Source organism: Amycolatopsis mongoliensis (genome assembly GCF_030285665.1).
GTDB classification, from domain to species: domain Bacteria; phylum Actinomycetota; class Actinomycetes; order Mycobacteriales; family Pseudonocardiaceae; genus Amycolatopsis; species Amycolatopsis mongoliensis.
Genome location: NZ_CP127295.1, coordinates 3,118,915 through 3,142,004, shown reverse-complemented (window position 1 = coordinate 3,142,004; position 23,090 = coordinate 3,118,915). Strand labels below are relative to the sequence as shown.

Sequence of the window (23,090 nt, the reverse complement as noted above, 5' to 3'; positions counted from 1 at the left end):
GCTCGTGGATCCCCAACGGCGGAGGTGTCACGGCGTGAACCGGACCTTTGGCAAGCTTCGACGGCGCCGGCGCGGCGCCGTCGCCCTCACCGCGGCGGCCCTGTTGCTCGGCGCCGGGCTCACCGCCCCCGCCGCCCTCGCGGCCGACGACTACACCCAGAGCGTCACCCAGCTGAGCTCGACGCAGGTGCAGCTCGACTTCACCCCGACGACCCCCGCGCTGTACGTGGACGTCCACTACACGGGCGTCCCGGGTGTCGGCCAGCAGAACGTGCGGATGACCAATGGCTCCGGCACCTGGCGGACCACCGTCAACGGCCTGAGCACCGGGAACACGCTCGACTACTGGTTCACCTACGAGAAGAGCGGTCCGCAGTACGACACCCCGCACTTCACCTACACGGTGGGCGGCGGCTCGACGACGGTCGCGGCGCCGACGTTCAGCCCGCCGGGCGGCACGTACTCGAGCGCCCAGACGGTGACCATCAGCAGCGCCACCGCGGGCGCGACCATCCGGTACACGGTGGACGGCTCGACGCCGACCGCGTCCTCGACGCTCTACAGCGGACCGATCAGCGTCCCGAACTCCCGCACGGTCAACGCGATCGCGCTCAAGTCCGGGTCGACGACGTCGGCCGTGTCGAGCGCGAGCTACACGATCGGCACCCAGGCGGGCTGCCCGACGCAGTCGGACACGCCGAACTTCGGCCCGAACGTGCGGATCTTCGACCCGGGCATGTCCGCGGCGACGATCCAGGCGCAGCTCGACACCGACTTCACCAACCAGAAGGACACGCTCACCGCGCAGTTCGCGGACCGGCGAGTCGCGCACCTGTTCAAGCCGGGCACCTACAACAACGTCCACGACAACGTCGGCTTCTACACCTCGGTGGCCGGCCTCGGGCAGAACCCCGGTGACGTCGTGATCAACGGTGACGTCACGGTGGACGCCTTCAACGCCTCCGACAACGGCGTCGCGCTGCAGAACTTCTGGCGCTCGGCGGAGAACCTGGCCGTCGTGCCCTCCGGTGGCAACGAGCGCTGGGCGGTCGCGCAGGCCGCGCCGTTCCGCCGGATGGACGTCCGCGGCGGGCTGCAGCTGTACCCGGCGAGCTACGGCTACGCCAGCGGCGGCTACATCGCCGACTCGAAGGTGGCCGGCCAGGCCGCTTCGGTGTCGCAGCAGCAGTGGTACACCCGCGACTCGCAGCTCGGCAGCTGGAACGGCGGCGTCTGGAACATGGTCTTCTCCGGCACGAGCGGCGCGCCGGCGAACACGTTCCCGAACCCGCCGGAGACCACGCTCGCGACGACCCCGGTTTCGCGCGACGTGCCCTACCTCTACGTCGACGGCGCCGGCAAGTACCGCGTGTTCCTGCCTTCGCTGCGCACCAACGCGTCCGGTCCGAGCTGGGCGAACGGCAGCACCCCAGGCACGTCGGCGCCGATGAGCCAGTTCTACGTCGTCAAGTCCGGCGACACGGCCGCGTCGATCAACAACGCGCTCGCCGCGGGCTGCGACCTGTTCTTCACGCCGGGCATCTACCACCTCAGCCAGACGCTCAACGTGACCCGCGCGAACACGACGATCCTCGGCATCGGCTACCCGACGCTGGTGCCCGACAACGGCGTCAACGCGATGCAGGTGTCCGATGTGGACGGCGTGCGGCTCAAGGGCCTGCTCTTCGACGCGGGCACCACGAACTCGCAGGCCCTGCTGACGGTCGGGCAGTCCGGGTCGTCGGCGTCGCACGCGGCGAACCCGACGACGGTCCAGGACGTCTTCTTCCGGATCGGCGGCTCGATCGCGGGCAAGGCGACGAACAGCCTGATCGTCAACAGCGCCAACACGATCATCGACCACATCTGGGCGTGGCGGGCCGACCACGGCAACGCGGGCACGGTCGGCTGGACCACCAACACGGCCGACACCGGGCTCGTGGTCAACGGCGCGAACGTGCTGGCCACCGGGCTGTTCGTCGAGCACTACCAGAAGTACCAGGTGATCTGGAACGGCCAGGGCGGGAAGACGATCTTCTTCCAGAACGAGATGCCCTACGACGTGCCGAACCAGGCGTCGTGGAACGCGCCATCGGGGGTCGCCGGGTACGCGGCCTACAAGGTCGGGGCGAACGTGACGTCCCATGAGGCCTGGGGTCTCGGGAGCTACTGCTTCTTCGACACGAACCCGGCGGTGTCCAGCTACCACGCGTTCGAGGTGCCGAACACCAGCGGCGTCCGGTTCCACAGCCTGCTGTCGGTGTCGCTCAACTACCGCGGCACGATCACGCACGTCATCAACGACACGGGCGGCACCACGCCTTCGGGCACGGTGCCGGTGAACGTGGTGAGCTACCCGTAAGCAGTCTGGTCGTGAGTGTTTAGGGCGGTTCTAACCGCCCTAAACACTCACGACCGCGGGTGGCGTGGTCAGGCGATGTGCAGGACGGCGTCGGCGGCGGCGAGCAGCTCCCGGGTCAGCGGCGCGTACCTGCGGTCGGTGTCGTCCCGGGTGTGACCGGCCGGGATTTCCGTGGTCAGCTTCCAGGTTTCGGTGTCGCGCTGCAGCTGGCCTTCGTAGGTGTCCGCGGCCGGCTCCCCGAGGCCCAGGGCTTCGCTGTGGCCGAGGCTGCCGGCGACGAAGGCGTACCGGTCGCCGAGCCGTGACGCGACGATCGCGCCCGCGCCGGACCCCAGGTGGGCGTTGTGCGCGAACACCAGGGTCCGGCCGGGCTGGGAACCGTGGATGTCCAGGAGGTTCCGGGCCATGATGACCGCACGGGCACCCGCGAGACGCGCGATCCTGGTGTCCCGGTCGCCGGGCCGGGCCGACGCCGCGTGGTAGCGCAGCAGGTCGAGCCCGGCGGTGGCGTGGATCCGGGCGCGGTCCCATTCTGCGCGTGCCGTCGTCTCCACGCGGGCGTCGAGGGCCATGAGCAGGTCGTCCGCGATGACCCGCAGTTCGCGGGCGTCGGGTGACGCGCCGGGTGAAGCCGCCGGGTCGAGGATCGCTTCGGAGCGGCTCCACCGCTCGTCGTCACCGGTCAGTGCCGCGATGTCGGCGTCGAGACCCAGGTAGTCGCGGACGTGTTCGAGGTAGCGGCGCGGGCTGGGCGCGCTGAACATCTCGGTCGGGGCGTCGAAGCCGTGGAAGGCCAAGGGTTCGTCTGCGGTCTCGTTGTACTCGTGCAGCCAAGCGAGCAGCTGCTGGTTGGCTTCGACCTCGCCCAGGCCGTGCGAAAACCCGCCGTCGAGCGCGGCGACGCGGTCGGTCTCCAGCGCGATCGACCGGAAGCCGTGGGCGGCCAGCTGCGCGAACAGTTCGTTGCGGATCCGCGCGAAGGCCGGTTCGAAGTGCGTGGGCTCGCCGAACGCGAGCAGTTCGGCCGTGAAGTCCGTGATGTCCATGTGGTTGAATCGTATCCTTGAACACTCGGTTGAGACCTGCGGACCTCGCCCGTGAGCACGGCATCTCCACGCAGGCGGTCCGCAACTACGAGCAGGACGGCTTCCTCCCGCCCGCTGCGCGCACACCGAGCGGCTACCGGGTCTACACGGAGGTCCACGCGGCAGCGCTGCGCGCGTTCCTCTCGCTGGTGGCGGCGTACGGGCACGCGACGGCCGGCGGGATCATGACCGCCGTCCACGACGACGACCTCGGCCGCGCCCTGACGCTGGTCGACCGCGGGCACCTGCGGCTGCTCCGCGACCGGGAAACCCTCGACGCGGTGCGGAAGGCCATCGGCCCCCTGACGGCCGGGCCGGCGCCGGAACCGGCCGGGACCGACTGGTCCGTCGGCGAGCTCGCCCACCGGCTCGGCGTCACCGCGGCGACCGTGCGCGCGTGGGAGCGCGCCGGCATCCTCGTGCCGCGCCGCAACCCCGCCACCGGCTACCGGGTCTTCACCGCCGCCGACATCCGGGACGCGGAACTGACGCACCTGCTCCGCCGCGGCGGCTACCCCCTCGACCACATCGCGACGGTGGTCGGCCAGGTCCGCACGGCCGGCGGCACGGAGTCCCTGGTGGACGCCCTGGAAACCTGGCAGGCGAAGCTCACTGCCCGGGGCGTGGCCATGCTCGACGCGGCGGGCCTGCTGGGCGCGTACCTGCGGTCACGGCCGTGACTTCGGGTGCAGCCGGTCGTACTCGAGCGCGGCCGAGTGCTGGGTGCGCACGCGCAGGGCCTTTTCCTGCTCCTCGTCGTCGGTTTCGTGCAGGCCGAGCTGCACGGCCTGCCGGATCTGCTCGCGGTTGTCGCGCACGACGGCGGAGAAGAAGTCGTCGATCCGCGGGTCGACGAGGACCTCGAGCAGCACGCGGAACGACGTGTCGACCACGGTCCGCACGATCTCGTCGTGGAACGGGAGCCGCTTGAGCTTCCGCAGCTGCGGGTCCTCGGCGATCTTCTCGGCGATGATCGTGCGCAGCTCGTCCTTGTTGCCGCCGAGCGACTTGGCCAGGTTTTCGGGGTAGTTGCCGGTTTCGAGGACCTTGACGACCTCGTCGAGCACGGCGATGGTCACCGGCTTCTTGATCGCCTTGACGATCGGATCGGACAGCTTGTCGACGAGCCGGTAGGTGAACTGCTCCCCGACGGCCCGGTCCGCGGCCCGCCCGACCCGCACCAGCAGCAGCACGACGCTGACGAACTTGTGCGCGGCCATCACCGGGTGCGCGACGGGGATCATCGCGAACAGCTCGTACCAGTTGCGCACCAGGAACTTCTTGGCCCACCGGCGTTTCCGCCACCGCCAGAGGAATTCGACGAGGAAGACCCCGCAGATCCCGCAGTCGACGTAGAAGATCACCAGCCCGATGTCCCGCGCGGGCGGGCTGAGCAGCATGAACCCGAGCAACCCGACCGACCCGGCGGCGAGGGCGAGCATGATCCAGTCGTCGGCCCGCACGTTCCCGGGCAGGATCCCGCTGTTGAGCTCCGGCTCGCGGGCGTCGCGAAGGGTGGTCATGCCCGATGATGGCACGCACCGTGCCGGTCAGCCGGTTCACCGCTCCGGCCGCAGCCGCCTTGTCCGGACCGCGAGCAGCGCGGTGCAGGCCACCGCCGAGAGCAGCAGCGCGGCGACCGAGCCCAGCCACCACGGCCAGTCGTGGGTCCACAGGCGGTCCGGCGACCCGATCCGCGGCAGATCCACTGTGGAAGCCCCGGCGGCGTAGCCCCACCGAGCGGGAGCCAGCCAGGACAGCTGGGCCAGGACCGGCCGCCCGGCGACCGGGATCATCCCGCCGCACAGCACGAGCTGGGCCATCACCGTCACGACGAGCACCGGCGTCGTCTGTTCGAGCGAGCGCACCAGCGCGGAGCCGAGCAGGCTGAGCAGGCAGGACGCCAGCGCGGTCAGCCAGACCGCGACCGCGAGCTCGGCGACCGGCCGGGACAGCAGGACCGCGTCGACCGGCCCGGGTTTGACCGTCGTGACGACGCCGACGAGCACCGCGGACTGCACGACCGCGACCAGCGCGAACACCCCGGCCTTCGCGAGCGCGTACGCACCGGGCCGCAGGCCGACCGCCCGTTCACGCAGGAAGATCGCCCGCTCGGCGACGACCTCCCGCGCCGACGCCGCCGCCCCCATGAACGCCGCGCCCACGAAGACCAGGACGAGCATCTGCGCGGCCTCCGTCGGATGCTCGGGCGCGGACCGCCGCAGCCCTTCGTGGCCGGGCACCGCCAACGCGAGCACCGCCAGGACGACCGGGACGAGCAGCAGGAACAGGGCGTACCCCGGATCGGCGAAGATCAGCCGCAGGTGCCGGGCGGCGAGCGTGCCGACCTGGTGGCCCAGCCCGGCGTGCACCGGCGGCGGCTCGGCGGCCGCTTCGGGCGCCGGCGCGGGCCCCACCGGGGCCGGCTGGTGCGGCGGCGCGGTCCCCGCGACCACCCGCTGGAAGATGTCGGCCCAGTCGGAGGTGCCGAACCGCGCCCGCAGTTCCGCGGGCCGCCCGCTGAACACCGGGACACCGCCGGGCGCGAGCAGCAGCACGAGGTCGCAGCCGTCGAGGTTGGTGACGTTGTGCGTCACCACCACGACCGTCCGGCCGGCGTCGGCGAGTTCGCGCAGCCTGCCCATGATCTGCTTGTCGAGCGCCGGGTCCAGGCCGGACGTCGGCTCGTCCAGCATCAGCAGCGACGGCGCGGTCAGCAGCTCGAGCGCGATCGACACCCGCTTGCGCTGCCCACCGGACAGCCGGTGGATGGGCTTGCGCGCGTGCTCGGTCAGCTCGACTTCGGCGAGCGTCTCGGTCACCCGGCGCCGGCGGGCCGCCGCACCGGTGTCGTCGGGCAACCGCAGCTTCGCCGCGTAGGACAGGGCACTGCGGGCGGTCAGCCGCGTGTGGACGACGTCGTCCTGCGGCACGACCCCGACCCGCCGCGCCACCGCCGACCGCTGCCGGTGCATGTCGTAGCCGTCGTAGGTGATGCGCCCGCTGGTCGGCGCCACCTCGCCCGAGAGCACCTTGAGCAGCGTCGACTTCCCGGCGCCCGACGGCCCGACGACGGCGACCAGCTGCCCGGGTCGCAGGTCGAGCGAGATGCCCGACAGCAGCGACCGGCCGCCGACCGCGAACCCGACGTCGTCGGCCACGAGCCGGGTCCGCTCCCCGCCGGTCGCGACGAGGTTGTCGCCGTCGACCCGCAGATCGGTGGCCCCGACGGTGATCCGGTCCCCGTCGGCGATCGGCGACCGCCCGGCGACCGGGACGCCGTTGACCAGCGTCGGGTTCCGGCTGCCGAGGTCGGTCAGCCGCCACGCCCCGCCGACGCGTTCCAGCCGGGCGTGCCGGCGGGAGACCTGCAGGTCGCCCAGCACGATGTCGTTGTCGGAGGCCCGGCCGATGGTGATCCGGACCCGGTTGCCGATCCACACGCCGGTCAGCCGGTCGTGGTCGGGGACGTCGGCACCTCGCCGGGCAGGCCCAGCAGCTCCGCGGTACCGAGGACGAGGTAGCTGCTGCGACAACAGATGTCCCGGTTGCCGGACACCGCCTCCCACTGGATCCGCAGCCGAAGGACCCCGCTGATGTCGAGGTCGACCGGAACCGGGGTGCCGTACGGCACCGGCTTGTTGAAGATCTCGCGGCCGTCGGCGAAGACCTCCAGCTGCATCTTCAGCGTCGAGTCGACCGCGTTGTCGTCGACGCCCGCGGTGGCGGTGAACCGACGGAACCCCTTCGAAATGTTGTATTCGACGCCGTGCGTGTCGGTGTTCGCTGACACCTCGATGCCAACAGCGTGCAAGTAGCTCTTGCCAGCGATGTTGGCGTTCTGGACACTGCTGCTCCATTCACCGGACGCGGGATGTCCCGAGTCGAGGTAGACCAGCTGGGCCTGGCGCGCCACCGTCAGCTTCACGGTGTCGCCGATCGCCGCTCCGGCCGCCGGGTCCTGCGCGATCACCGTTCCGTCGTCGGCCGTCGCGTCGATCTTGTCCACTGTGGTCACCTGGATGCCCGGCAGGGCGTCCTGGGCGGCCGCGAGCTTCTTGCCCGTCACGTCCGGCATCACGCTGGGTTTCGCCGTGGTGGTCACCGAAGGTGCATCGACGGCGGGCGCGACACTCGCCGGCGCGGAGGTCGTCGGCGCCGCGATCGGTGCCGGACCGGCGTTCGACGAGGGCCGGAAGGCGAACCAGCCACCGGTCAGCAGGGCCAGGACGACGACCAGGGTCAGCACGACCCGGCCGCGGCGGCGGCGTTTCGGAGGGGACACGGTCACTCCTGTCGGCATGCTCGGTGAGGTGGTCGCGACGGGACGGCGTGGTGGAGGCGGCGCCGTGCCGAAGACGGTCTCCGTGCCCAAGCCCGTCTCGTTGAGGGGAACCGGGGGCGGCGGTGTGGTGAGCGGGAGGACGAGCGGCTCCTTCATCAGCTCCAGCACCAGCGCGTCCAGGATGGTCGCGACCTGCTGGGCCGAGTCGGGCCGGTCCGACGGCCGCTTCGCCATCAACCAGGCGAGGACGTCCCAGAGCTGGTCGGGCACCCCGGCGGGCCGCCCCGGCAGGGCGCTTTCGTGCAGCCGGATCACGGCGAACGTCGACTGCCCGGCGAACGGCGTGACCCCGCAGCACAGCTCGTACAGCAAGATGCCGAGCGAATACAGGTCCGACGCGGGTGTCGCTTCGAGGCCCTTGCCCAGTTCCGGCGCGAGGTACTGCGGAGTCCCGACCAGCAGCGACCGCCGCCCCAGATCGGTGGCGGTCGCGAGCCGCGAGATGCCGAAGTCGGTCAGGCGCGGCACGGTTCCGTCCATCAGGACGTTCTCCGGCTTGACGTCCCGGTGCACGACGCCGGCTTGGTGCACGGCCCCGAGCGCCGCCGCCACCCCGGCGCCGATGCGGGCGACTTCGGCGGGCAGCAACGACTTCTCCGCGGTCAGCCGGGCCCGCAGGTCGCCGCCGCCGACCAGGTCCATCACGATCGCCACGGTCTCGCCCTCGACGACCAGGTCGTGCACCCCGACGAGGTTCGGGTGCCGCAGCCCGACCAGGATGGACCGTTCCTGCAGGAACCGCGCCACCAGTTCCGGGTCCTCGACGAGTTCGTCCCGCAGCACCTTGAAGGCGTAGGCCTTCCCCTGCTCGTCGGAACCGGCGAAGACCCGCCCCATCGCACCCATGCCCAGCTGGTCGCCCAGCCGGTACCGGCTGCCCAACGCCTTTTCCATGTCGAAGACCTCCAGAACTGTTCAGTCTTCTTCGGGGCTTTTCTTCCCGAAGAGGTTGTCGAGGTGGGGAAAGAGCTGCCAGACGACGACCGGCAGGTTCATCAGCAGCCCGGTGACCCAGGCGCGGTTCCGGAGCTCGGCCCGCCAGCCGAGTGCCTCACCGATCCGTCGCTCGGCCTCGGCGACGAGCGGGACGGCGGCGGCCTTGTCGCCGGTGAGCATGAGCGCGATGCCCAGGTCGAGCTGGGTCCGCATGGTGTCCGGGTGGTGCCGCCCGATCGAGTCCCGCTGCCGGTCCAGCAACGGCCGCAGGATGCCGACGACCGTGTCGTACCGCTTGAGCTGGGCGTGGGCCTGCGCGGTGGAATAGCTCAGCCAGTGGTGCAGCGGGTGGTGGTCGCGGAAGACCTCCCGCACCCGCGGTTCGAGGTCCCCGAACTCCCGCAGGGCCCGTTTCGGGCGGCCGCGGGTGATGGACGTGCGCGCGCACCGGACGCCGGCGGCCAGCGCCAGCGGGCTTTCGGCACCCAGCAGCCCGGTCAGCTCGTCGCGAGCGGACCGCAGCTGCGCTTCCAGCGCGTCCCAGTTCTCGTCGCGCACCTTGAACTCGGTGAGATCGACCGCCATTTCGACTTCGGTGTGCACGCCGATCGCCTCCAGGCGCACCGGGTGCCGCTCGTGATCAGGGGAGTCGTGCTCGCGGATGACTCCCTCGGCAATCGCCCGTGCCGGTTTGAGATCGCCGGTGATACCCCGTAGCCGCGCGATTTCGAGCCGGGCCCTCGGGTTCGGATCATCGGGGTCGAGGAGGTCGAGCGCTTCTCTGAAGCGCCCGCGCATCCGCTTCGCGACAACCATGAAGACCCGCGCGTCGGTCCGTTCGTCGTCCGGCGAGGGTTCCGGCCAGATCGGGTCGGCTTCCGCGAACCGGCCCAGCTGGTCGAGCGCACGAGCGCAGGTGAGCCGGGCGTGGAACGCGTCGGCGGAGTCCACGAGCGGACGGCAGACCTCAGCAGCCTCGGCGAAGTCGCCGGCGTCGACCAGCGCCGCGGCCGCGGCCACGCGGTCGGCCGGGCCGGCGTCCGCGGCCAGGAGCCGCTTCGCCGCTTCCCGCGCGGCCACGACGTCACCCTGGCCGCGGAACCAGTCGAGCCCGATCCGCAGCAACCGGGCCCGCTGTTCGGCGGGCACGCAGTCGTGCTCGGCGAGCGCCGCCGCGTGCTGGTGCAGGCGTCCGGTGTTCCCGGTCAGCTCGAGCACGACCGACGCGGTGGTGCGCGTGAGGTCGTCGTCGAGCCCGGCGGCGTCGCGGACCAGGGCGTGGATGTCCCATTCGGTCCCGAGGTGGATCAGCAACGCGCGCCGGGCGAGCTCGGCGACCGCCTGGTCGACCGGTTCGCCGGGCAGCACGCGCCGCACCAGCTCGGCCGGCACGGGTGCCCGGGAGATCGCCGCGGCGATGCGCAGGATCCGTTGCGCGGTCGGTTCGCAGCCGGCCACCGCGTCCGCCAGCACGCCGGTGCCCTTCACCTCGTCGAGGACCTCGGCGAACCCGGCCGGGTCGACCGCGCCCCGGCGGTCGCGCAACGCGGTCACCGCGCTCGTGAGGACGATCGGGTGGCCGCCGCACCGCTCGACGAGCCGGCGCGCGGCCGCGAGCTCTTCGGGGTCGTCGGAGCCCACGATTTCCGTGTACAGCGCGGAACCTTCGTCCTCGGACAGGCCGGTCAGCTCGACGACCGGAGCGGGCCAGTCCGGGTTGCCGGACCTCGTCGTGAGCACGGTCCGGACGAACGACGTCGGCATGACGAGCTGGTCGAGCACCTCACCCGACAGCTCCGACGGGACGTCGTCGATGATCCACAGCTGCGGTTTCCCCGCGGCTTCGACGCGCCGGGCGACCGCGGATCGGGCCTGCTCCGCCGGCAGGTCGCCGACATCCGCACCGAGCTCTTCCCCGATCGCGCGGACCTGGGAGTGGAACCGCGCGACCGCACCGACGGGGTCGTCCGACCCGTACAGGCCCAGCCACCGCACGCCGCCGGGGAAGGCGTCCCGGAACAGGAACGCGTACTGCTCGGCCAGGCTGGTCTTCCCGAGCCCGGCGATCCCCCGCACGACGGCGAGCGCGGACGACGTCCGGAGCGTCGTGGCCGGCAGCTCACGGGCGTGCAGCGCGCTGTGGATCGCCCAGAGCTGCCGGTACCGGCCGACGAACCGCCGAGGCCGCAGCAGCCGGGGCAGCACCGGTGCCGTGCTGCGCACCGAGCCCAGCGGCGTGCCCGCCGCCCGGACCATCTCGGCGACCCGCTTGACGGTGATCGCGCGCTCCTGGTCGTTCTTCGGCGGGGCGCAGTAAGCGGCATCCTCCAGCTCGACCGGCGCGATGTGGTTGCCGTCCGATTCGGGGTTGACCACGAGCACCCGCCGCCGGGGATCGCCGAGCCGCTGCGCCGCGAGAAAAGCGGACGTCAGCTCCCACTGGCAGGCGTACCGGGTCGGGAACCGGCGCGAGTAGTAGGCGAGCAGCACCTTCGACTCGGCGAGAGCGGTGTCGAGCTTCTCCGTGATGCCCTCGAACCGCCGGATCTCCTTGTCCCGGAAGACCCGCAGCCCGGCGGCTTCGAGGGCATCCTGGAGCGCGTTCACCTCGACGCTGTCCGCCCAGGTGAAGCTGAGGAAGATGTCGTAGGACCCGGTCACGCCACACCTCCCGCGCACGTGAAGTCGTCCAGCCAGCCGATCCGGTGGAAACCGAACGCTTCGGCGGCAGCGCGCGGCGACGAAAGCCCTTCCCCGGCTTCTGCCCGGAGCACCAGCTCTCCGCCCACGTTGTGGATCGAGAGCGGCACCGTCACGCGGCCGCCGGCGGGCTTCCCGAGGGGGAGTTCGAGCCTGCTTCCGTCCCAAGTGGACACGACGAGCAACCCGGGCGGAGCCGCGGCCGGCGGGAACACCGCGACCACGACCAGCCGCACGAGCTGCCGGACCTGCCGCAGATCGGCCGAAACCGAACGCCGGCGCACCGCCAGGAACGGGGTGCGGGACGCAGTCGTCCCCGAGCCGAGGAACGCGGACCGGCCGTCGGCCAGGTCGTAGGCACAGCCGAGTGCGGGTGTGGCGGCCGCGCACATCGCTTCGACGGTCAGCAGGCCGACTGCGCTCTGCAGGCGGTCCAGGGTGACGGCCGGGGTTTTCGGCCCGAGTTGAAGACGGCGCCCGGCCCCGAGCCGCACCACCGGCCGGCCGGGCCGCCCGGCCCGGCGAGCGGGCGGCGCGGGCCGGCTGTCCGGCGGGGGCAGTGGCGGTGGCGGGGCGAGGTCGAGCGAAACGCTGCCGATCTCGCCGCCACCGAGGTCGAGCGAAACCCCGCCCGGCGCCGGAGCACTCGCGAGATCGAGGGAACCCCCACCCGGCGGCGCCGGAGCACCCGCCAGATCCAGCAAATCCCCACCCGGCACTGCCGCCGCGCCCGCCAGATCCAGCGAATCCCGACCCGGCAGCGCCGGAGTACCCGCCAAATCCAGCGAACCCCCACCCGGCACCGCCGGAGCACCCGCCAAATCCAGCAACCCTCCGGCCGGCGCCCCGCCATCGAGGTCCAGCGACACAAAGCCCGGCACCGCCCGCCCACCGCCGGAATCCGGCGGGGCACTGCCCGGCACCGGTGCAGCCGCCCTGCGACGCCGCCGGAGAAATGCCAGATCGGGCCGGGCACCCGCGCTACCGGCAGTCGTGAAGTCGGGGGTCATCGCAGGACCCCGTAGTCCTCGGCCAGCGCCGTGATCCCCGCCCGGTACCCCTCGCCCAGCACCTTGAACTTCCAGCCGCCGCGGTGCCGGTAGACCTCGCCCAGCGCCAGCGCGGTCTCGCCGTCGAGCGCGAGCGCGAGGTTCTCCGACCGGACCAGCTCCCGGTCGTCGCGGGGGTCGAGGCCGCGCACGGTCAGCGTCCGGAGCCGCCCGAGTCCGCGCCTCAGTCCGTTGCCTTCGTTGGCGTAGAGCACCGCGACGATCCGCGAGACCTCGTCGGGCACCTCGCCGAACACGACCTCGACCTGCTCGACGTCGTCCCCGGTCAGCACCACCGACCGGCTCGGTTCGGTCAGCTGGTTGAAGAAGACGAAGTCCTCCGCCGAGCGGGCCCGGCGCGCGCCGTCGCAGAGGATCGCGGCCATGACCAGGCTGTCGGCCAGTGCCGGTTCCGGGCCCGCTTCCCACCGGACATCGAGGACGATGCCCGGCAGGCCCGGGATTTCGCGGGTCAGCTCGACGTTCGAGCCGCGTCTGAGAGCAGCCATCACAGGTCCAGGTCGGAGTTCGAGAACTTGGTGCGGAGGAACGTCTCCTGAGTGCGCAGGGCGTCGGTGGCCCGTCCGCGCTCGGCTTCCTGGAGCAGGATCACCTCGTCCAGCAGCGATTCGAGCAGGGATCCGCTCGCGGTGTCGCCGGCGCGGAGGAACGCTTCCAGGGTCGTCGGCAGGTGGTCGGTCACGATTCCGGCGACCGCCACCCGCGTGTGGATGTCCGGCATCGCGCTTTCGCCGACCAGTTCGGCCAGCACGTCGGTGATCTCCCGCGCGGTGACGACGGCGGACGGCGGCAGCCGCCCCGAACGCGCGTTGACGAACCGGTTCAGCGACGCGAGCCCGGCCCGCAGCGCCTCCGGGGTGTCGTCCGGAGGCGCCTCCTCGGGGCCGGGGACGAGCCCGGTTTCCCTGCGCAGCCAGGCCATCGGCTCACCTCGTGCCCTCGTGCCGGCGGGTGCGCTCGAGGTACGGCTTGGCGCGGTCGAGCTGGCCCTGCAACGCGGCGACCGTGTCCGCCATCGAGTCCGTCGCCTGAGCCCGGAACGTGTCCAGCGCGTCCATCGTCGCGAAGACGTTGTCGAACGCCGCCTGCAGCTTCCCGATCTCGATCGTGGAGGACGCCGCCTGCTGGTTGATCTCGGCGCCCTGCTGCTGGAGCTGGCGGGAGGTCGCCTCGATCAGGTCCGACGTCGTCGCGTTCAACGCCGTGACCTGCTGCAGGACGAGCTTCTGGCGGGCCAGCGCCTGCGAGACGATGACCGCGGTGCGCAACGCCGAGATGGTGGTCGTCTGCGCCCGGTCGACGCCCTTGATGAGCTCGACGTTGTTGCGGCGGACCAGGTCGAGGGCCAGGTACCCCTGCACGGCGACCGCCATCTGGGTCAGGATGTCCTGCCGCCGCTGCCGGACGCCGAAGAGCGCGTCCGACTTGAGCGTGTCCGCTTCCTCCGTCCGGCCGAGTGCCTGGAGGTCCGAGACCTTCCGCTCGATCTCGGCGTCGAGCGCGCCGGCGAGCTCGTTGTACTCGGTGAGCTTGCCCATCGTGGCCCAGAGGTTGGCCTTTTCCGTGTCGATGCTCGCGTTGTCCTTGCGGAGCTCGTCCTGACCGGAGTCGAGCGACCGGATGATGGCGTCGATGTGCGACTGCGCGGTCTGGTACTTGGCGAAGTACCGGTCGACCCGGTCGCCACCGGGCAGGAACTTCAGCAGCCTGCGCACGCCCTTGAGGTCGGCCCGGTTCGGGTCGAGCTCGCTGATCGTCGAGCGCAGGTCGATGAGCGTCGCGGACACGCGGGTCTGCGCGTCGTCGCGGGGCACACCCTTGCCGGGCAGCTTGGCGGCGGGCCGGTCGAGCATCCGGTTCGACATCCCCGCCGCCGCCCGCATGTCCCGATCGCCCATCGAGGTGATGCCCTGGATCTTCTGGGCGTAGACCGGCGAATGGAAGTCCAGTTCGGCCAGCTCCGCGACGAACGCGCGGGCCTTCTGCCGCAGCTCCGCGCGTTTCGCGGGGTCCATCGGCACCGCGCCGGCCGCCTCCTGCTGGTCGACGACCCGGACCGGGGCCGGCGGCGCGAGGAACAGCCCGCTCCCGGCCGCCTGCGTGGCGGACGGCGGCGACGGTGGCCCGCCGAGCTCGAGATCCGACATCGGAACACCTCCTGGTCTGGGGTCTGGGTCGCCGGCCGCGGTCAGAGGTGCCGGGAAACGGCGGGCAGCAGGTCGCGGAACGTCCGGCCGGTGGCGGCCGCGCCGATCGCGGTCATCGCCCAGCCGCCGGGTTCGCGGGTCAGCTTCGCCATGATCTGGGCGGTGTGCCGGCCGGACCCGGAGAGGTCGTAGCGGGCGATCTCGCCCTCGTTCGTCTCGTCGACGAGCCGGCAGTACGCGTTCTCGATCTGCGAGAAGTCCTGGCCGGTGAAGGAGTTGACGGTGAAGACGATCGTGGTGATCTGGGCGGGGACCTGCCCGAGGTCGACGCGGATCGACTCGTCGTCGCCTTCGCCCTCGCCGGTGAGGTTGTCGCCGGTGTGCCGCACCGAGCCGTCGGTGCTGTTCAGCTGCTTGAACCAGACTTGGTCGACGAGCCGGTCGCCGGCGTCGAAGAGGAGCGCGGACGCGTCGAGGTCGATGGTCTGCGCCCGGCTGCCGAACAGACCGCGCTTGCGCATCGCGTCCCAGCCGAGGCCCATCCGGACCCGCGTGAGCGTGTGACCGTCGGCCTTGGTCAGCGAGACGCGCTCGCCCTTGCTCAGTGTCACAGTCATTTCCGTGTCCTACCTTCTTTGTTGGGTCTGAACTGGTCATTCGTAGGATCGGTGGGCCCTGGGGCTCAGGTATGGCTTTCATGCTCACGCCGGTGTTAAGGCTGAAAGGACTTGGCCGCCTGGGCTCCCGTGACGGCACGACCGCTGATTGGGATATGCGATGGGATCGCTGTGTAGGACAGCGTCGGCGTGGTCGTCTGTGGGTGAACTGCGGAGCTCAAGTGATGGAGGTGGTCGTGCCCCGGATCTGGGCCGGCGTGGACATCGGCAAGGAACACCACCACTGCGTGGTGATCGACGACAGCGGTGTGCGGCTGCTGTCGCGGCGGGTCCGCAATGACGAAACCGACCTGCTGGCCTTGATCGCTGACGTTCTCGCGATCGACGCCGATGCGCTGTGGGCGATCGATCTGAACTGCGGCGGTGCGGCGCTGCTGATCGGGTTGCTGGTCAACCACGACCAGCCGCTGGTCTACATCACCGGGCTGAAAGTCCACCGCGCCGCCGGAACCTACCGGGGCGAAGGCAAAACCGACGCCAAGGATGCGTTCGTCATTGCCGACCAGGCCCGGATCCGCCGCGATCTCGGGCCACTGCGGGCCGGGGACGAGATCGCCGTCGACTTGCGGACCCTGACCAACCGGCGCACCGACCTGATCTGCGACCGCACCCGCCAGATCAACCGGATCCGGCACCAGTTGCTGGAATACTTCCCCGCGCTGGAACGCAGCCTTGACCTGTCCCGCAAAGGACATCTGCTGCTGCTCACCGGCTACCAGACCCCCGACGCGATCCGCAGGCTGGGCGAGCAGCGCTTGGCCCACTGGCTGCGCCACCGCAAGGCCCGCAACGCCGACATCGTCGCGCATCTGGCGATCGAGGCCGCCGCCGCGCAGCAGACCACGTTGCCCGGACAGAAACTGGCCGCGGCGATGGTCGAACGGCTGGCCAAGGGGGTGATCGCGCTCAACACCGAAATCGCCGAGATCGACGCGATGATCGAAGAGCGGTTTCGCCGGCACCGCCACGCCGAGGTGATGCTCACCCTGCCCGGCTTCGGGCCGACTCTTGCTGCGGAGTTCCTCGCCGCCACCGGCGGCGACATGAGCGCGTTCGGCTCGGTCGACCGTCTCGCCGGCTACGCCGGTCTCGCGCCCGTGCCCCGCGACTCCGGCCGCATCCGCGGCAACCTGCGACGGCCTCGCCGCTACCACCGCGGCCTGCTGCGATCCTGTTACCTTGCCGCCATGGCCAGCCTGCCGGCCTGTCCCGCCTCGAAGGCCTACTACCAGCGCAAACGAGCTGAGGGCAAACGACACGAGCAGGCGCTGCTCTGCCTCGCCCGCCGACGCCTCAACGTCTTGTGGGCCATGCTCCGCGACGACTGCCGCTACCACGCTTCACCTCCGATCCCGGCGGCTGCGTGACTTGACAATCCCCATTGGGAAGTCCTTTCGAGGGAAGTTCGGTTCAGTGGGCCGAGGTGAGCCGGGGCGTGCCGAGGTCGGCGGCCGGCGGGCCCGTCCGGGACAGCCGCCGGTTGCGGACGACCGACGACAGCAGCGCCGTGCCGATGAACCCGATGCCGACCAGCCCGGTGACGATCTCGGGCACCTCGTAGCGGATGGTGCAGAGCAGGAGCACGGCGAGCGCCCCGATCGCCCACTGCGCGCCGTGTTCGAGGTAGGCGTATTCGTTCAGGGTGCCGTTGCGGACGAGGAACACCGTCAGTGCACGGATGTAGGCGGCGCCGATGCCCAGGCCGATCGCGATGACGACCGGGTCGGACGTGATGGCGAACGCCCCGACGACGCCGTCGAAGCTGAAGCTCGCGTCCATCACCTCGAGGTAGAGGAACAGGGCGAAGGCCGCTTTGCCGGCGACGGCCACCGGGCGTCCGCCGCGCCCATCGGCCTCGGCCGGTTCGAACAGCTCGCTCAGCCCGTTCACGAGCAGGTAGGTGATGAGGCCGAGGGCGCCGGAGACGAGGACGCTCACCGGCTTTCCCGCCGGGGCCAGGAAGTCCGCGGTCAGCAGGAGCGCGCCGGCCGCGACGACCACCGAGATCTGCTTCAGGCGGCCGATCCGGGCGAGCGGGCGCTCCAGCCACGACAGCCAGGTGAGCTCGCGCTCCTCGAAGATGTAGTTCAGGAAGAGCATGAGCAGGAACACGCCGCCGAAGGCCGCGATGGCCGGGTGCGCTTCGTGCAGGACGAAGGCGTACGTGCCCGGGGTGTGGATGTCGCCGCCGGCCATCGCGAGGTGGTAGGCCTCGGCCGGCGACAGCTTCGCGGTGAGGCACACGACCACGACCGGGAACAGCAGCCGCATCCCGACGACCGCCACCAGGATCCCGGCCGTCAGGAACAGCCGCTGCCACTTCCGGTTCATCCGCCCGAGCACGCCGGCGTTCACGACGGCGTTGTCGAACGACAGGGAGATCTCCAGCACCGCGAGCACGGCCACGACGGCGAGGCCGAGCGTTCCGCCGTACCAGAACGCCAGCAGCAGGCCGGCCGCCGTGATCGCCAGCGATCCGCCGAATGTCTTCAGCACCATTTCACTCCCGTGTCCGTGGTGTTCCCGCTTGGCCGGCAGCGGCCGATCAGGCGGCGTTGATCCCGTAGTCCTTGGCGATTCCGGCCAGGCCCGAGGTGTAGCCCTGGCCGACGGCCCGGAACTTCCAGTCGCCGCCGTTGCGGTAGAGCTCGCCGAAGACCATCGCGGTCTCCGTGGACGCGTCTTCGGAAAGGTCGTACCGGGCCAGCTCGGCGCCGTCGGCCTGGTTCACGACGCGGATGAAGGCGTTGCGCACCTGCCCGAAGGCCTGGCCGCGGGATTCGGCTTCGTAGATGGAAACGGGGAACACGATCTTGTCGATCTCGGCCGGCAGGTTCGCGAGGTCGACGGTGATCTGCTCGTCGTCGCCGTCCCCGCCGCCGGTGAGGTTGTCGCCCGTGTGCCGCACCGCGCCGTCCGGTGTGGTCAGGTTGTTGAAGAAGACGAAGTGCTTCTCGGACAAGGCATTGCCGTCCGTCCCGAGGGCGATCGCGCTCGCGTCGAGGTCGAACTCCTCGCCGCTCGTGGTCCGCTCGTCCCAGCCGAGGCCGACGGTGACCGCGCTCAGCCCGGGCGCCTCCTTCGTCAGCGAAACGTTGCCACCCTTGGTCAGGCTCACGCCCATTTTTCCTCCTCGGTCGCCGAATTCACCCGCGGTACCGCGCGAATTCGCACGCCCGCCGATGTCGGCAGAAGAATGGTTCCCGTTACATCCCGGAAGGCGCTTTCGCATTTCCGGGTACCACCGATCGACAGTGGATACCACCCCCAGTCGCGGGATCCGCTCGGCACGTTACCGGCAGCGGAGCGCTTGACCGGATCGTCACCATTTCCGAATCGGTGGACGTGAACCGGGAACCGGCATCATCCGGTTGCCTCCGGACGGGCGGGGGGAAGTGTCGCGTTTTTGTCGCGGATCGGACGTGGCTTTCCCCGGCCGGATACGGCATCGTGGCAGAAGGCGCTCACGCGAAGGAGAAGCATGGCGCGCACCCGGCGCGGCCGGTCAGGGGGCCGGCTGCCAGCCCACGCCGTAGGACCTCGCGGGCTGGAGGTCGCGGAAGCTGGTGTGCACTTCGCCCGCGTTGTCGAGGAAGAGCGGCTTGCGGGCCGGCACCGGGTCTCCCGCGTCCTTGGAGAGGTCCCCGTCGATGCGCCAGATCCGCTGCGGCGGCTCCCGCCGATCGAACCGGACATTGAGCTCGAAACTCTCGCACGGGAATTCCGGGGTGCAGCAGTAGAACGGCGCCGGCATCTCCTCCAGCCGGATGCGGAAGAAGAACTCGTGCTGGTCACCGGCGTCCAGGACCCGCGGTGGCCGCAGGCGGAACGCCACCCGGGTGGAGGAGACCATCCGCACGGAATGCACCTCCCCGCCCGAGACGACGTCGATGCCGAGACCGGAGAGCTCGGGCTCGCCGGCCGGGCTGGCCGGCCGCGCGAGGGAGACCCCGTGCTCGATCTCCGCGAGCCCGGCGACGTGGCTGACGATCCGCCGGGTTTCGAAGACCTCGGCGGCGGCACCGGCGAGGCTCAGCCGGACCGCCAGCGCCGACGTGTGCCACGGCCCCCGGCTGATCACCGGCGAGGCTCCGAACGCCGCCGGCGCCTCGTACGCGGCTTCGGCGATCAGGTAGATGACGTCGTCGGCGCGGCGCTGCATCGTGCGGATGTTGCGGTCGGCACCGGTGCCCAGCAGTTCGAGGCGCGCGGTGTAACGCTCGTTCGCGCCGGTGCCGAAGCCCAGCACGATCCGCGCCGTTTCCCGCTGCGATTCGGGCAGTTTTCCGATCAGGGCCTGAAGTCTGGTGACCACCTTGGCGCGGACCGTTCCCGGGCTGTCGTCTTCGCGGACGCCGCACACCGCGCGCAACTCTTCGCCGACGACCCCGGGCAGGTTCTTCGCTTGGACGCCGAGACCTTTGCGAAGCAGTTTCAGCTCCGTTGAGAGAGTGTTGATCTTCGCGTCGGCCGCCTCCTGAGCCAAGCCGCCACCTCCGTGTTGGTCGCCTGCGGGGAAGTGTACTCATCGTCCCCCGCCTGCCACGGGGACGTCACCCGTTTCCGACTGTTTCCGAAATCGGGAAACAGGGCAGGTCGAACCGGTCGGCGCCGTTTACTCCCGACCTGGCAACGGGAAACATCTGTCTTCACCGAATTCGCCGGGTGAAGCTTGGGTCGCCGAAATCCTTCGGCACAACCAGGCAATTCGATCCGGAAAGGTGAACGCGATGCACACGCACCTCATCATCGTGCTCGGCCAGCTGGTCTCCCTGCTGGGCTGACCAGGAACAGGCCGGCGGGCCCGGGCCGCCGGCCGTCCTTCCCTCCCATCGCCGAATACAGGATGATTGACCGATGCAGGACTTTGGAGCGGAATTGAAACGTCGACGGACGTCGGTCGGCATGTCACTGACCGGACTCGCGGCCGCCGTGCATTTCACCAAGGGCTATCTCAGCAAGGTGGAGAACGGCAAGGCCCGGGTGAACCGGGAGCTGGCCAAGGCCTGCGACGAAGCGCTCGACGCCAAGGGCGAACTGCTCGCCCTGGTCGCGGAACGGGGAATGTCCGCGCGCCGCAACGCCGGTGGCATTGTCGGCCTGCCGGACGGCGGCCGGTTCTTCGTCGGGCGGGAAACCGAACTCGAGGCGCTTTCCGCGCTGCTGCTGGACCCGGACGATGCCCGGGTCGGCGTGGTGCACGGAATGGCGGGCGCCGGCAAGACGACGCTGGCCGTCGCCGCGGCCCGCCGCGTCGAGCGGGCCTTCCCCGACGGCTGCCTCTTCTTCGACCTCCGCGGGCACACGCCGGGCGCGACCGAGCTTTCGCCCGGTGAAGCCCTCGGCCGGCTGCTGCGGCTGCTGGACGTCTCGGCCGGCCAGCTGCCCGCCGACGAGGACGGCCTGGCCAACCTGGTCCGCGACCAGCTGCGCGGCCGGCGGATGATCCTCGTGCTGGACAACGTGCGGTCCGCCGACCAGGTCCGCGCGATCGTCCCGGGCGAGACGCCGTCCCGGATCCTGGTGACCAGCCGGGGCCGGCTCCCCGCGCTCGACGACGCCTGGCACTTCCCGGTCGACGTGCTGCCGCTCGAGGACGCCGTTCGGCTCCTGCGGTCCGTCGCGGGCGAGCACGCCCCGGCCGACGACAGTGTGGCGACCGAGCTCGTCCGGCACTGCGGGCGCCTTCCGCTCGCGATCCGCATCGTGGCCGCCCGGTTCGTCGCCGGCGGCTGGACGGCGACGAGGCTGCGCGACCGGCTCGCCGACGAGAAGACCCGGCTCGGCACCCTGGACGACGGCGAGCGCAGCGTCGCCACCGCGTTCGCCGTCTCCTACGATTCCCTGCCCGGCGACCAGCGGCGGCTGCTCGGCCTGCTCGCCCTCCACCCCGCGACCACCGCGGAGATCGCCGCCGTCGAAGCGCTCACGGGCCTCGGCCCCGGCGAAGCCGACCGGCTGGTGGACCGGCTGCACGACGCCCACCTGGTCGTCCGCGACGAACGGGGGTACGTCGAGCTCCACGACCTGATGCGGATGTTCGCCTCGACCCACGCGCTTCCCGGCCTCGCACCGGACGACCGCGAAGTCGCCGTGAGCCGGCTGGTCGACCACGCGCTGACGACGACGCTCGCGGCCGACGAACTCGCGGAGCCCTACCGGTTCCGCCCGGACACGGGACTCCCGGCGTCGTCCACGGTTCCGTTCGCCGACGCGGACGGCGCGCTCGCCTGGCTGACCGCGCAGTGGCCGATGCTGGCCGAGATCGTCGACTCGGCGTTCCGGCACGGGTTGCACGACCGCTGCTGGCAGCTCGCGTTCGTGCTCCGCGCGTTCTTCTTCCGCGAGAAGCTGTTCGAGCCGTGGATCCGGACGCACGAGCGCGCGCTCGAGGCGGCGCGGGCGACCGGCGACCTCAGCGCGACCGGGATGATTCTCAACAACCTGGGCATGGCGCACATCGAGTCAGGTCGCGTCGACGAGGCGATCCGGTTCCATCAGCAGGCCCAGGAGTGCTTCGCCCAGGCCCGCGACGACCGCGGCGCGATCGACGCGCTGTCCAGCCTGGCGTGGGCGCGCCTGTACCGCGGCGAAGCCGAAGCGACGCTGACCGACCTGACGACGGTGCTGGACGTCTACCGCCGGACCGGCCGGACCCGGAACGTCGTCATCGCCCTGCGCGGCATCGCGCTCGCTTCGACGGCACTGGACCGGTTTCCGGAAGCGCTGTCCAGCGCACGGGAGGCCGTCGAGCTCGCTCAGCTGCCGGTCGACCGGGCGATGTCGGTCAACGGCGAGGCGTGGGTGCGGTTCCGCGCCGGGCAGTGGGACGACGCCGAGCGCTGTTATCGCCTCGCGGCCGAACTGGCGGACGACGCCGGCAGCGAATACGAACGCGCGCGGGCATTGACGGGCCTGGGCAACACGGCAGCCGGCCGCGGCGACCACCAGGCGGCGGCTCGCTGGTGGGCGGAGGCCGCCGCGTACCGGGTCACGCTCGATCCGACCGTGCTCGGCGAGGCCGCGTACCGGAACAGCCTCGCCGTCGCGGAGTGATCAGCACACTCAGAAGACGATGAAGAAGATGAGCCGTTTCGCCTGCCAGGTCCAGATCCGCCAGACGTAGCGGAGGGCCAGCGCGGCCAGGGTCAGGCCGATGAGCCCGGCGAAGACCGAGCCGTTGGCGAGGGCGACGAACCCGCCGATCGTCAGGACGACGGTCCAGGCCGCCCAGAGGAGGCTGTAGCCGGTACGGCGGCCTTGGCTGTAGGGGCGGACTTCGGCCGCCGGGCCCGCGGGTGACTGCGCTTCCGAACTCATGGGTTTCTCCTCCGCACGCTGGATTCGGCATTCCTGCCCACCAGTCGCCGCGCCGGCGGAACGCGTTGCGACGGGCCGCGCATTGTCCGCTTTCTGACGCGTTCGACAGGCACCGAACCACCGTGCGGTGGGGTTCTCACCGTCGGCGGTTTCCGCCGCTTCGGGCAACGGAAACGCCTTGTGGCAACGGCATCCCGGCCCGCACCATTGATGCAGACCGAATTCCGCGAATACCGCGGAACCGTCGAAATCCCCGGTCATCCGGGAAATGTCGAGGAGCCTGCCATGATGGTCGTCTGTTCTTTTTCCGCCCTGGTCCGCACCGCACTGTTCCTCGTCACGCTGGCACTGGTGGCCGGGCTGGCCCTGGCGGGTCCCACCGCGCCGGCGAGCACGCCCGGCCAGGGATCGGCGGTCTCCACCAGCGAGCCCGTCGAGCATTGACCAC

At 70.9% G+C, this 23,090-nt stretch carries 19 protein-coding genes; 5 read left to right on the top strand and 14 right to left on the bottom strand.

Features of this window, described 5'->3' with window-relative positions; translation table 11 throughout:
- Positions 1-34: 34 nt before the first annotated feature.
- Positions 35-2,362: a chitobiase/beta-hexosaminidase C-terminal domain-containing protein gene (locus QRX60_RS15330; RefSeq protein ID WP_286001441.1), complete on the top strand. Its 2,328-nt coding sequence runs from the start codon at positions 35-37 to the stop codon at positions 2,360-2,362.
- Between the two features lie 68 nt (positions 2,363-2,430).
- Here QRX60_RS15330 and QRX60_RS15325 read toward each other — a convergent pair whose 3' ends face one another.
- Positions 2,431-3,408 carry an erythromycin esterase family protein gene (locus QRX60_RS15325; protein WP_286001440.1) on the bottom strand — a complete coding sequence of 326 codons (978 nt, stop codon included), beginning with the start codon at positions 3,406-3,408 and terminating at the stop codon, positions 2,431-2,433.
- Positions 3,409-3,437: 29 nt separating this feature from the next.
- Here QRX60_RS15325 and QRX60_RS15320 point away from each other — a divergent pair, with 29 nt between their 5' ends.
- Entirely contained in the window at positions 3,438-4,127 is a 690-nt protein-coding gene (locus QRX60_RS15320) for a TioE family transcriptional regulator (protein WP_286001439.1), read from the top strand.
- On the opposite strand, the gene QRX60_RS15315 is transcribed toward QRX60_RS15320, so the two are convergent.
- The 9 genes from QRX60_RS15315 to QRX60_RS15275 all read right to left on the bottom strand — a co-directional run bounded on the left by QRX60_RS15315 (position 4,116) and on the right by QRX60_RS15275 (position 15,262).
- The gene (locus QRX60_RS15315; protein WP_286001438.1) at positions 4,116-4,970 is read right to left on the bottom strand and encodes an ion transporter; all 855 of its coding nucleotides are present in this window, start codon (positions 4,968-4,970) and stop codon (positions 4,116-4,118) included. The genes QRX60_RS15320 and QRX60_RS15315 overlap by 12 nt on opposite strands.
- Before the next feature lie 36 nt (positions 4,971-5,006).
- Positions 5,007-6,890 carry an ATP-binding cassette domain-containing protein gene (locus QRX60_RS15310; RefSeq protein ID WP_286001437.1) on the bottom strand — a complete coding sequence of 628 codons (1,884 nt, stop codon included), beginning with the start codon at positions 6,888-6,890 and terminating at the stop codon, positions 5,007-5,009.
- A gap of 5 nt (positions 6,891-6,895) precedes the next feature.
- Complete coding sequence (locus QRX60_RS15305; protein WP_286001436.1) at positions 6,896-8,686, bottom strand: protein kinase domain-containing protein; 1,791 nt, start codon at positions 8,684-8,686, stop codon at positions 6,896-6,898.
- Between the two features lie 21 nt (positions 8,687-8,707).
- On the bottom strand, positions 8,708-11,389 hold the full coding sequence (locus QRX60_RS15300; RefSeq protein WP_286001435.1) for a tetratricopeptide repeat protein: 2,682 nt from the start codon (positions 11,387-11,389) through the stop codon (positions 8,708-8,710).
- Positions 11,386-12,132, bottom strand: a complete 747-nt coding sequence (locus QRX60_RS15295; protein WP_286001434.1) for a hypothetical protein — start codon at positions 12,130-12,132, stop codon at positions 11,386-11,388. The genes QRX60_RS15300 and QRX60_RS15295 overlap by 4 nt, the downstream gene beginning before the upstream one ends.
- Before the next feature lie 302 nt (positions 12,133-12,434).
- Positions 12,435-12,986, bottom strand: coding sequence for a TerD family protein (locus tag QRX60_RS15290; RefSeq protein ID WP_286001433.1), 552 nt, complete (start codon positions 12,984-12,986; stop codon positions 12,435-12,437).
- On the bottom strand, positions 12,986-13,420 hold the full coding sequence (locus QRX60_RS15285) for a hypothetical protein (protein WP_286001432.1): 435 nt from the start codon (positions 13,418-13,420) through the stop codon (positions 12,986-12,988). Before QRX60_RS15285 ends, QRX60_RS15290 begins: the two co-directional genes overlap by 1 nt.
- A gap of 4 nt (positions 13,421-13,424) precedes the next feature.
- Positions 13,425-14,645 carry a toxic anion resistance protein gene (locus QRX60_RS15280; protein WP_286001431.1) on the bottom strand — a complete coding sequence of 407 codons (1,221 nt, stop codon included), beginning with the start codon at positions 14,643-14,645 and terminating at the stop codon, positions 13,425-13,427.
- 41 nt (positions 14,646-14,686) lie between these two features.
- Positions 14,687-15,262, bottom strand: a complete 576-nt coding sequence (locus QRX60_RS15275; protein WP_286001430.1) for a TerD family protein — start codon at positions 15,260-15,262, stop codon at positions 14,687-14,689.
- Between the two features lie 224 nt (positions 15,263-15,486).
- On the opposite strand from QRX60_RS15275, the gene QRX60_RS15270 reads away from it, so the two are divergent.
- Positions 15,487-16,689, top strand: a complete 1,203-nt coding sequence (locus QRX60_RS15270) for an IS110 family RNA-guided transposase (protein ID WP_286003603.1) — start codon at positions 15,487-15,489, stop codon at positions 16,687-16,689.
- A 43-nt stretch (positions 16,690-16,732) separates the two neighbouring features.
- Here the strand turns inward: QRX60_RS15270 and QRX60_RS15265 are convergent, their stop codons facing one another.
- The 3 genes from QRX60_RS15265 to QRX60_RS15255 form a co-directional block, all read right to left on the bottom strand.
- Positions 16,733-17,821, bottom strand: coding sequence for a DUF475 domain-containing protein (locus QRX60_RS15265; protein WP_286001429.1), 1,089 nt, complete (start codon positions 17,819-17,821; stop codon positions 16,733-16,735).
- 46 nt (positions 17,822-17,867) lie between these two features.
- A complete protein-coding gene (locus QRX60_RS15260; protein WP_286001428.1) occupies positions 17,868-18,446 on the bottom strand; it encodes a TerD family protein in 579 nt (192 codons plus the stop codon).
- Between the two features lie 381 nt (positions 18,447-18,827).
- Positions 18,828-19,808: a hypothetical protein gene (locus QRX60_RS15255; protein WP_286001427.1), complete on the bottom strand. Its 981-nt coding sequence runs from the start codon at positions 19,806-19,808 to the stop codon at positions 18,828-18,830.
- A 371-nt stretch (positions 19,809-20,179) separates the two neighbouring features.
- On the opposite strand from QRX60_RS15255, the gene QRX60_RS15250 reads away from it, so the two are divergent.
- Complete coding sequence (locus tag QRX60_RS15250) at positions 20,180-22,378, top strand: helix-turn-helix domain-containing protein (protein WP_286001426.1); 2,199 nt, start codon at positions 20,180-20,182, stop codon at positions 22,376-22,378.
- 9 nt (positions 22,379-22,387) lie between these two features.
- On the opposite strand, the gene QRX60_RS15245 is transcribed toward QRX60_RS15250, so the two are convergent.
- Entirely contained in the window at positions 22,388-22,642 is a 255-nt protein-coding gene (locus QRX60_RS15245) for a hypothetical protein (protein ID WP_286001425.1), read from the bottom strand.
- A gap of 210 nt (positions 22,643-22,852) precedes the next feature.
- On the opposite strand from QRX60_RS15245, the gene QRX60_RS15240 reads away from it, so the two are divergent.
- Positions 22,853-23,086, top strand: coding sequence for a hypothetical protein (locus QRX60_RS15240; RefSeq protein ID WP_286001424.1), 234 nt, complete (start codon positions 22,853-22,855; stop codon positions 23,084-23,086).
- Positions 23,087-23,090: the final 4 nt, after the last annotated feature.

What these genes read in the sequence shown, in the direction of transcription:
- QRX60_RS15270 (WP_286003603.1), top strand. Translation starts at nt 15,487, where the DNA reads ATGGAGGTGGTCGTGCCCCGGATCTGGGCCGGCGTGGACATCGGCAAG.
- QRX60_RS15315 (WP_286001438.1), bottom strand. Translation starts at nt 4,970, where the DNA reads ATGACCACCCTTCGCGACGCCCGCGAGCCGGAGCTCAACAGCGGGATC.
- QRX60_RS15260 (WP_286001428.1), bottom strand. Translation starts at nt 18,446, where the DNA reads ATGGGCGTGAGCCTGACCAAGGGTGGCAACGTTTCGCTGACGAAGGAG.
- QRX60_RS15250 (WP_286001426.1), top strand. Translation starts at nt 20,180, where the DNA reads ATGCAGGACTTTGGAGCGGAATTGAAACGTCGACGGACGTCGGTCGGC.
- QRX60_RS15305 (WP_286001436.1), bottom strand. Translation starts at nt 8,686, where the DNA reads ATGGAAAAGGCGTTGGGCAGCCGGTACCGGCTGGGCGACCAGCTGGGC.
- QRX60_RS15265 (WP_286001429.1), bottom strand. Translation starts at nt 17,821, where the DNA reads ATGGTGCTGAAGACATTCGGCGGATCGCTGGCGATCACGGCGGCCGGC.
- QRX60_RS15280 (WP_286001431.1), bottom strand. Translation starts at nt 14,645, where the DNA reads ATGTCGGATCTCGAGCTCGGCGGGCCACCGTCGCCGCCGTCCGCCACG.
- QRX60_RS15275 (WP_286001430.1), bottom strand. Translation starts at nt 15,262, where the DNA reads ATGACTGTGACACTGAGCAAGGGCGAGCGCGTCTCGCTGACCAAGGCC.
- QRX60_RS15290 (WP_286001433.1), bottom strand. Translation starts at nt 12,986, where the DNA reads ATGGCTGCTCTCAGACGCGGCTCGAACGTCGAGCTGACCCGCGAAATC.
- QRX60_RS15285 (WP_286001432.1), bottom strand. Translation starts at nt 13,420, where the DNA reads ATGGCCTGGCTGCGCAGGGAAACCGGGCTCGTCCCCGGCCCCGAGGAG.
- QRX60_RS15325 (WP_286001440.1), bottom strand. Translation starts at nt 3,408, where the DNA reads ATGGACATCACGGACTTCACGGCCGAACTGCTCGCGTTCGGCGAGCCC.
- QRX60_RS15245 (WP_286001425.1), bottom strand. Translation starts at nt 22,642, where the DNA reads ATGAGTTCGGAAGCGCAGTCACCCGCGGGCCCGGCGGCCGAAGTCCGC.
- QRX60_RS15240 (WP_286001424.1), top strand. Translation starts at nt 22,853, where the DNA reads ATGCAGACCGAATTCCGCGAATACCGCGGAACCGTCGAAATCCCCGGT.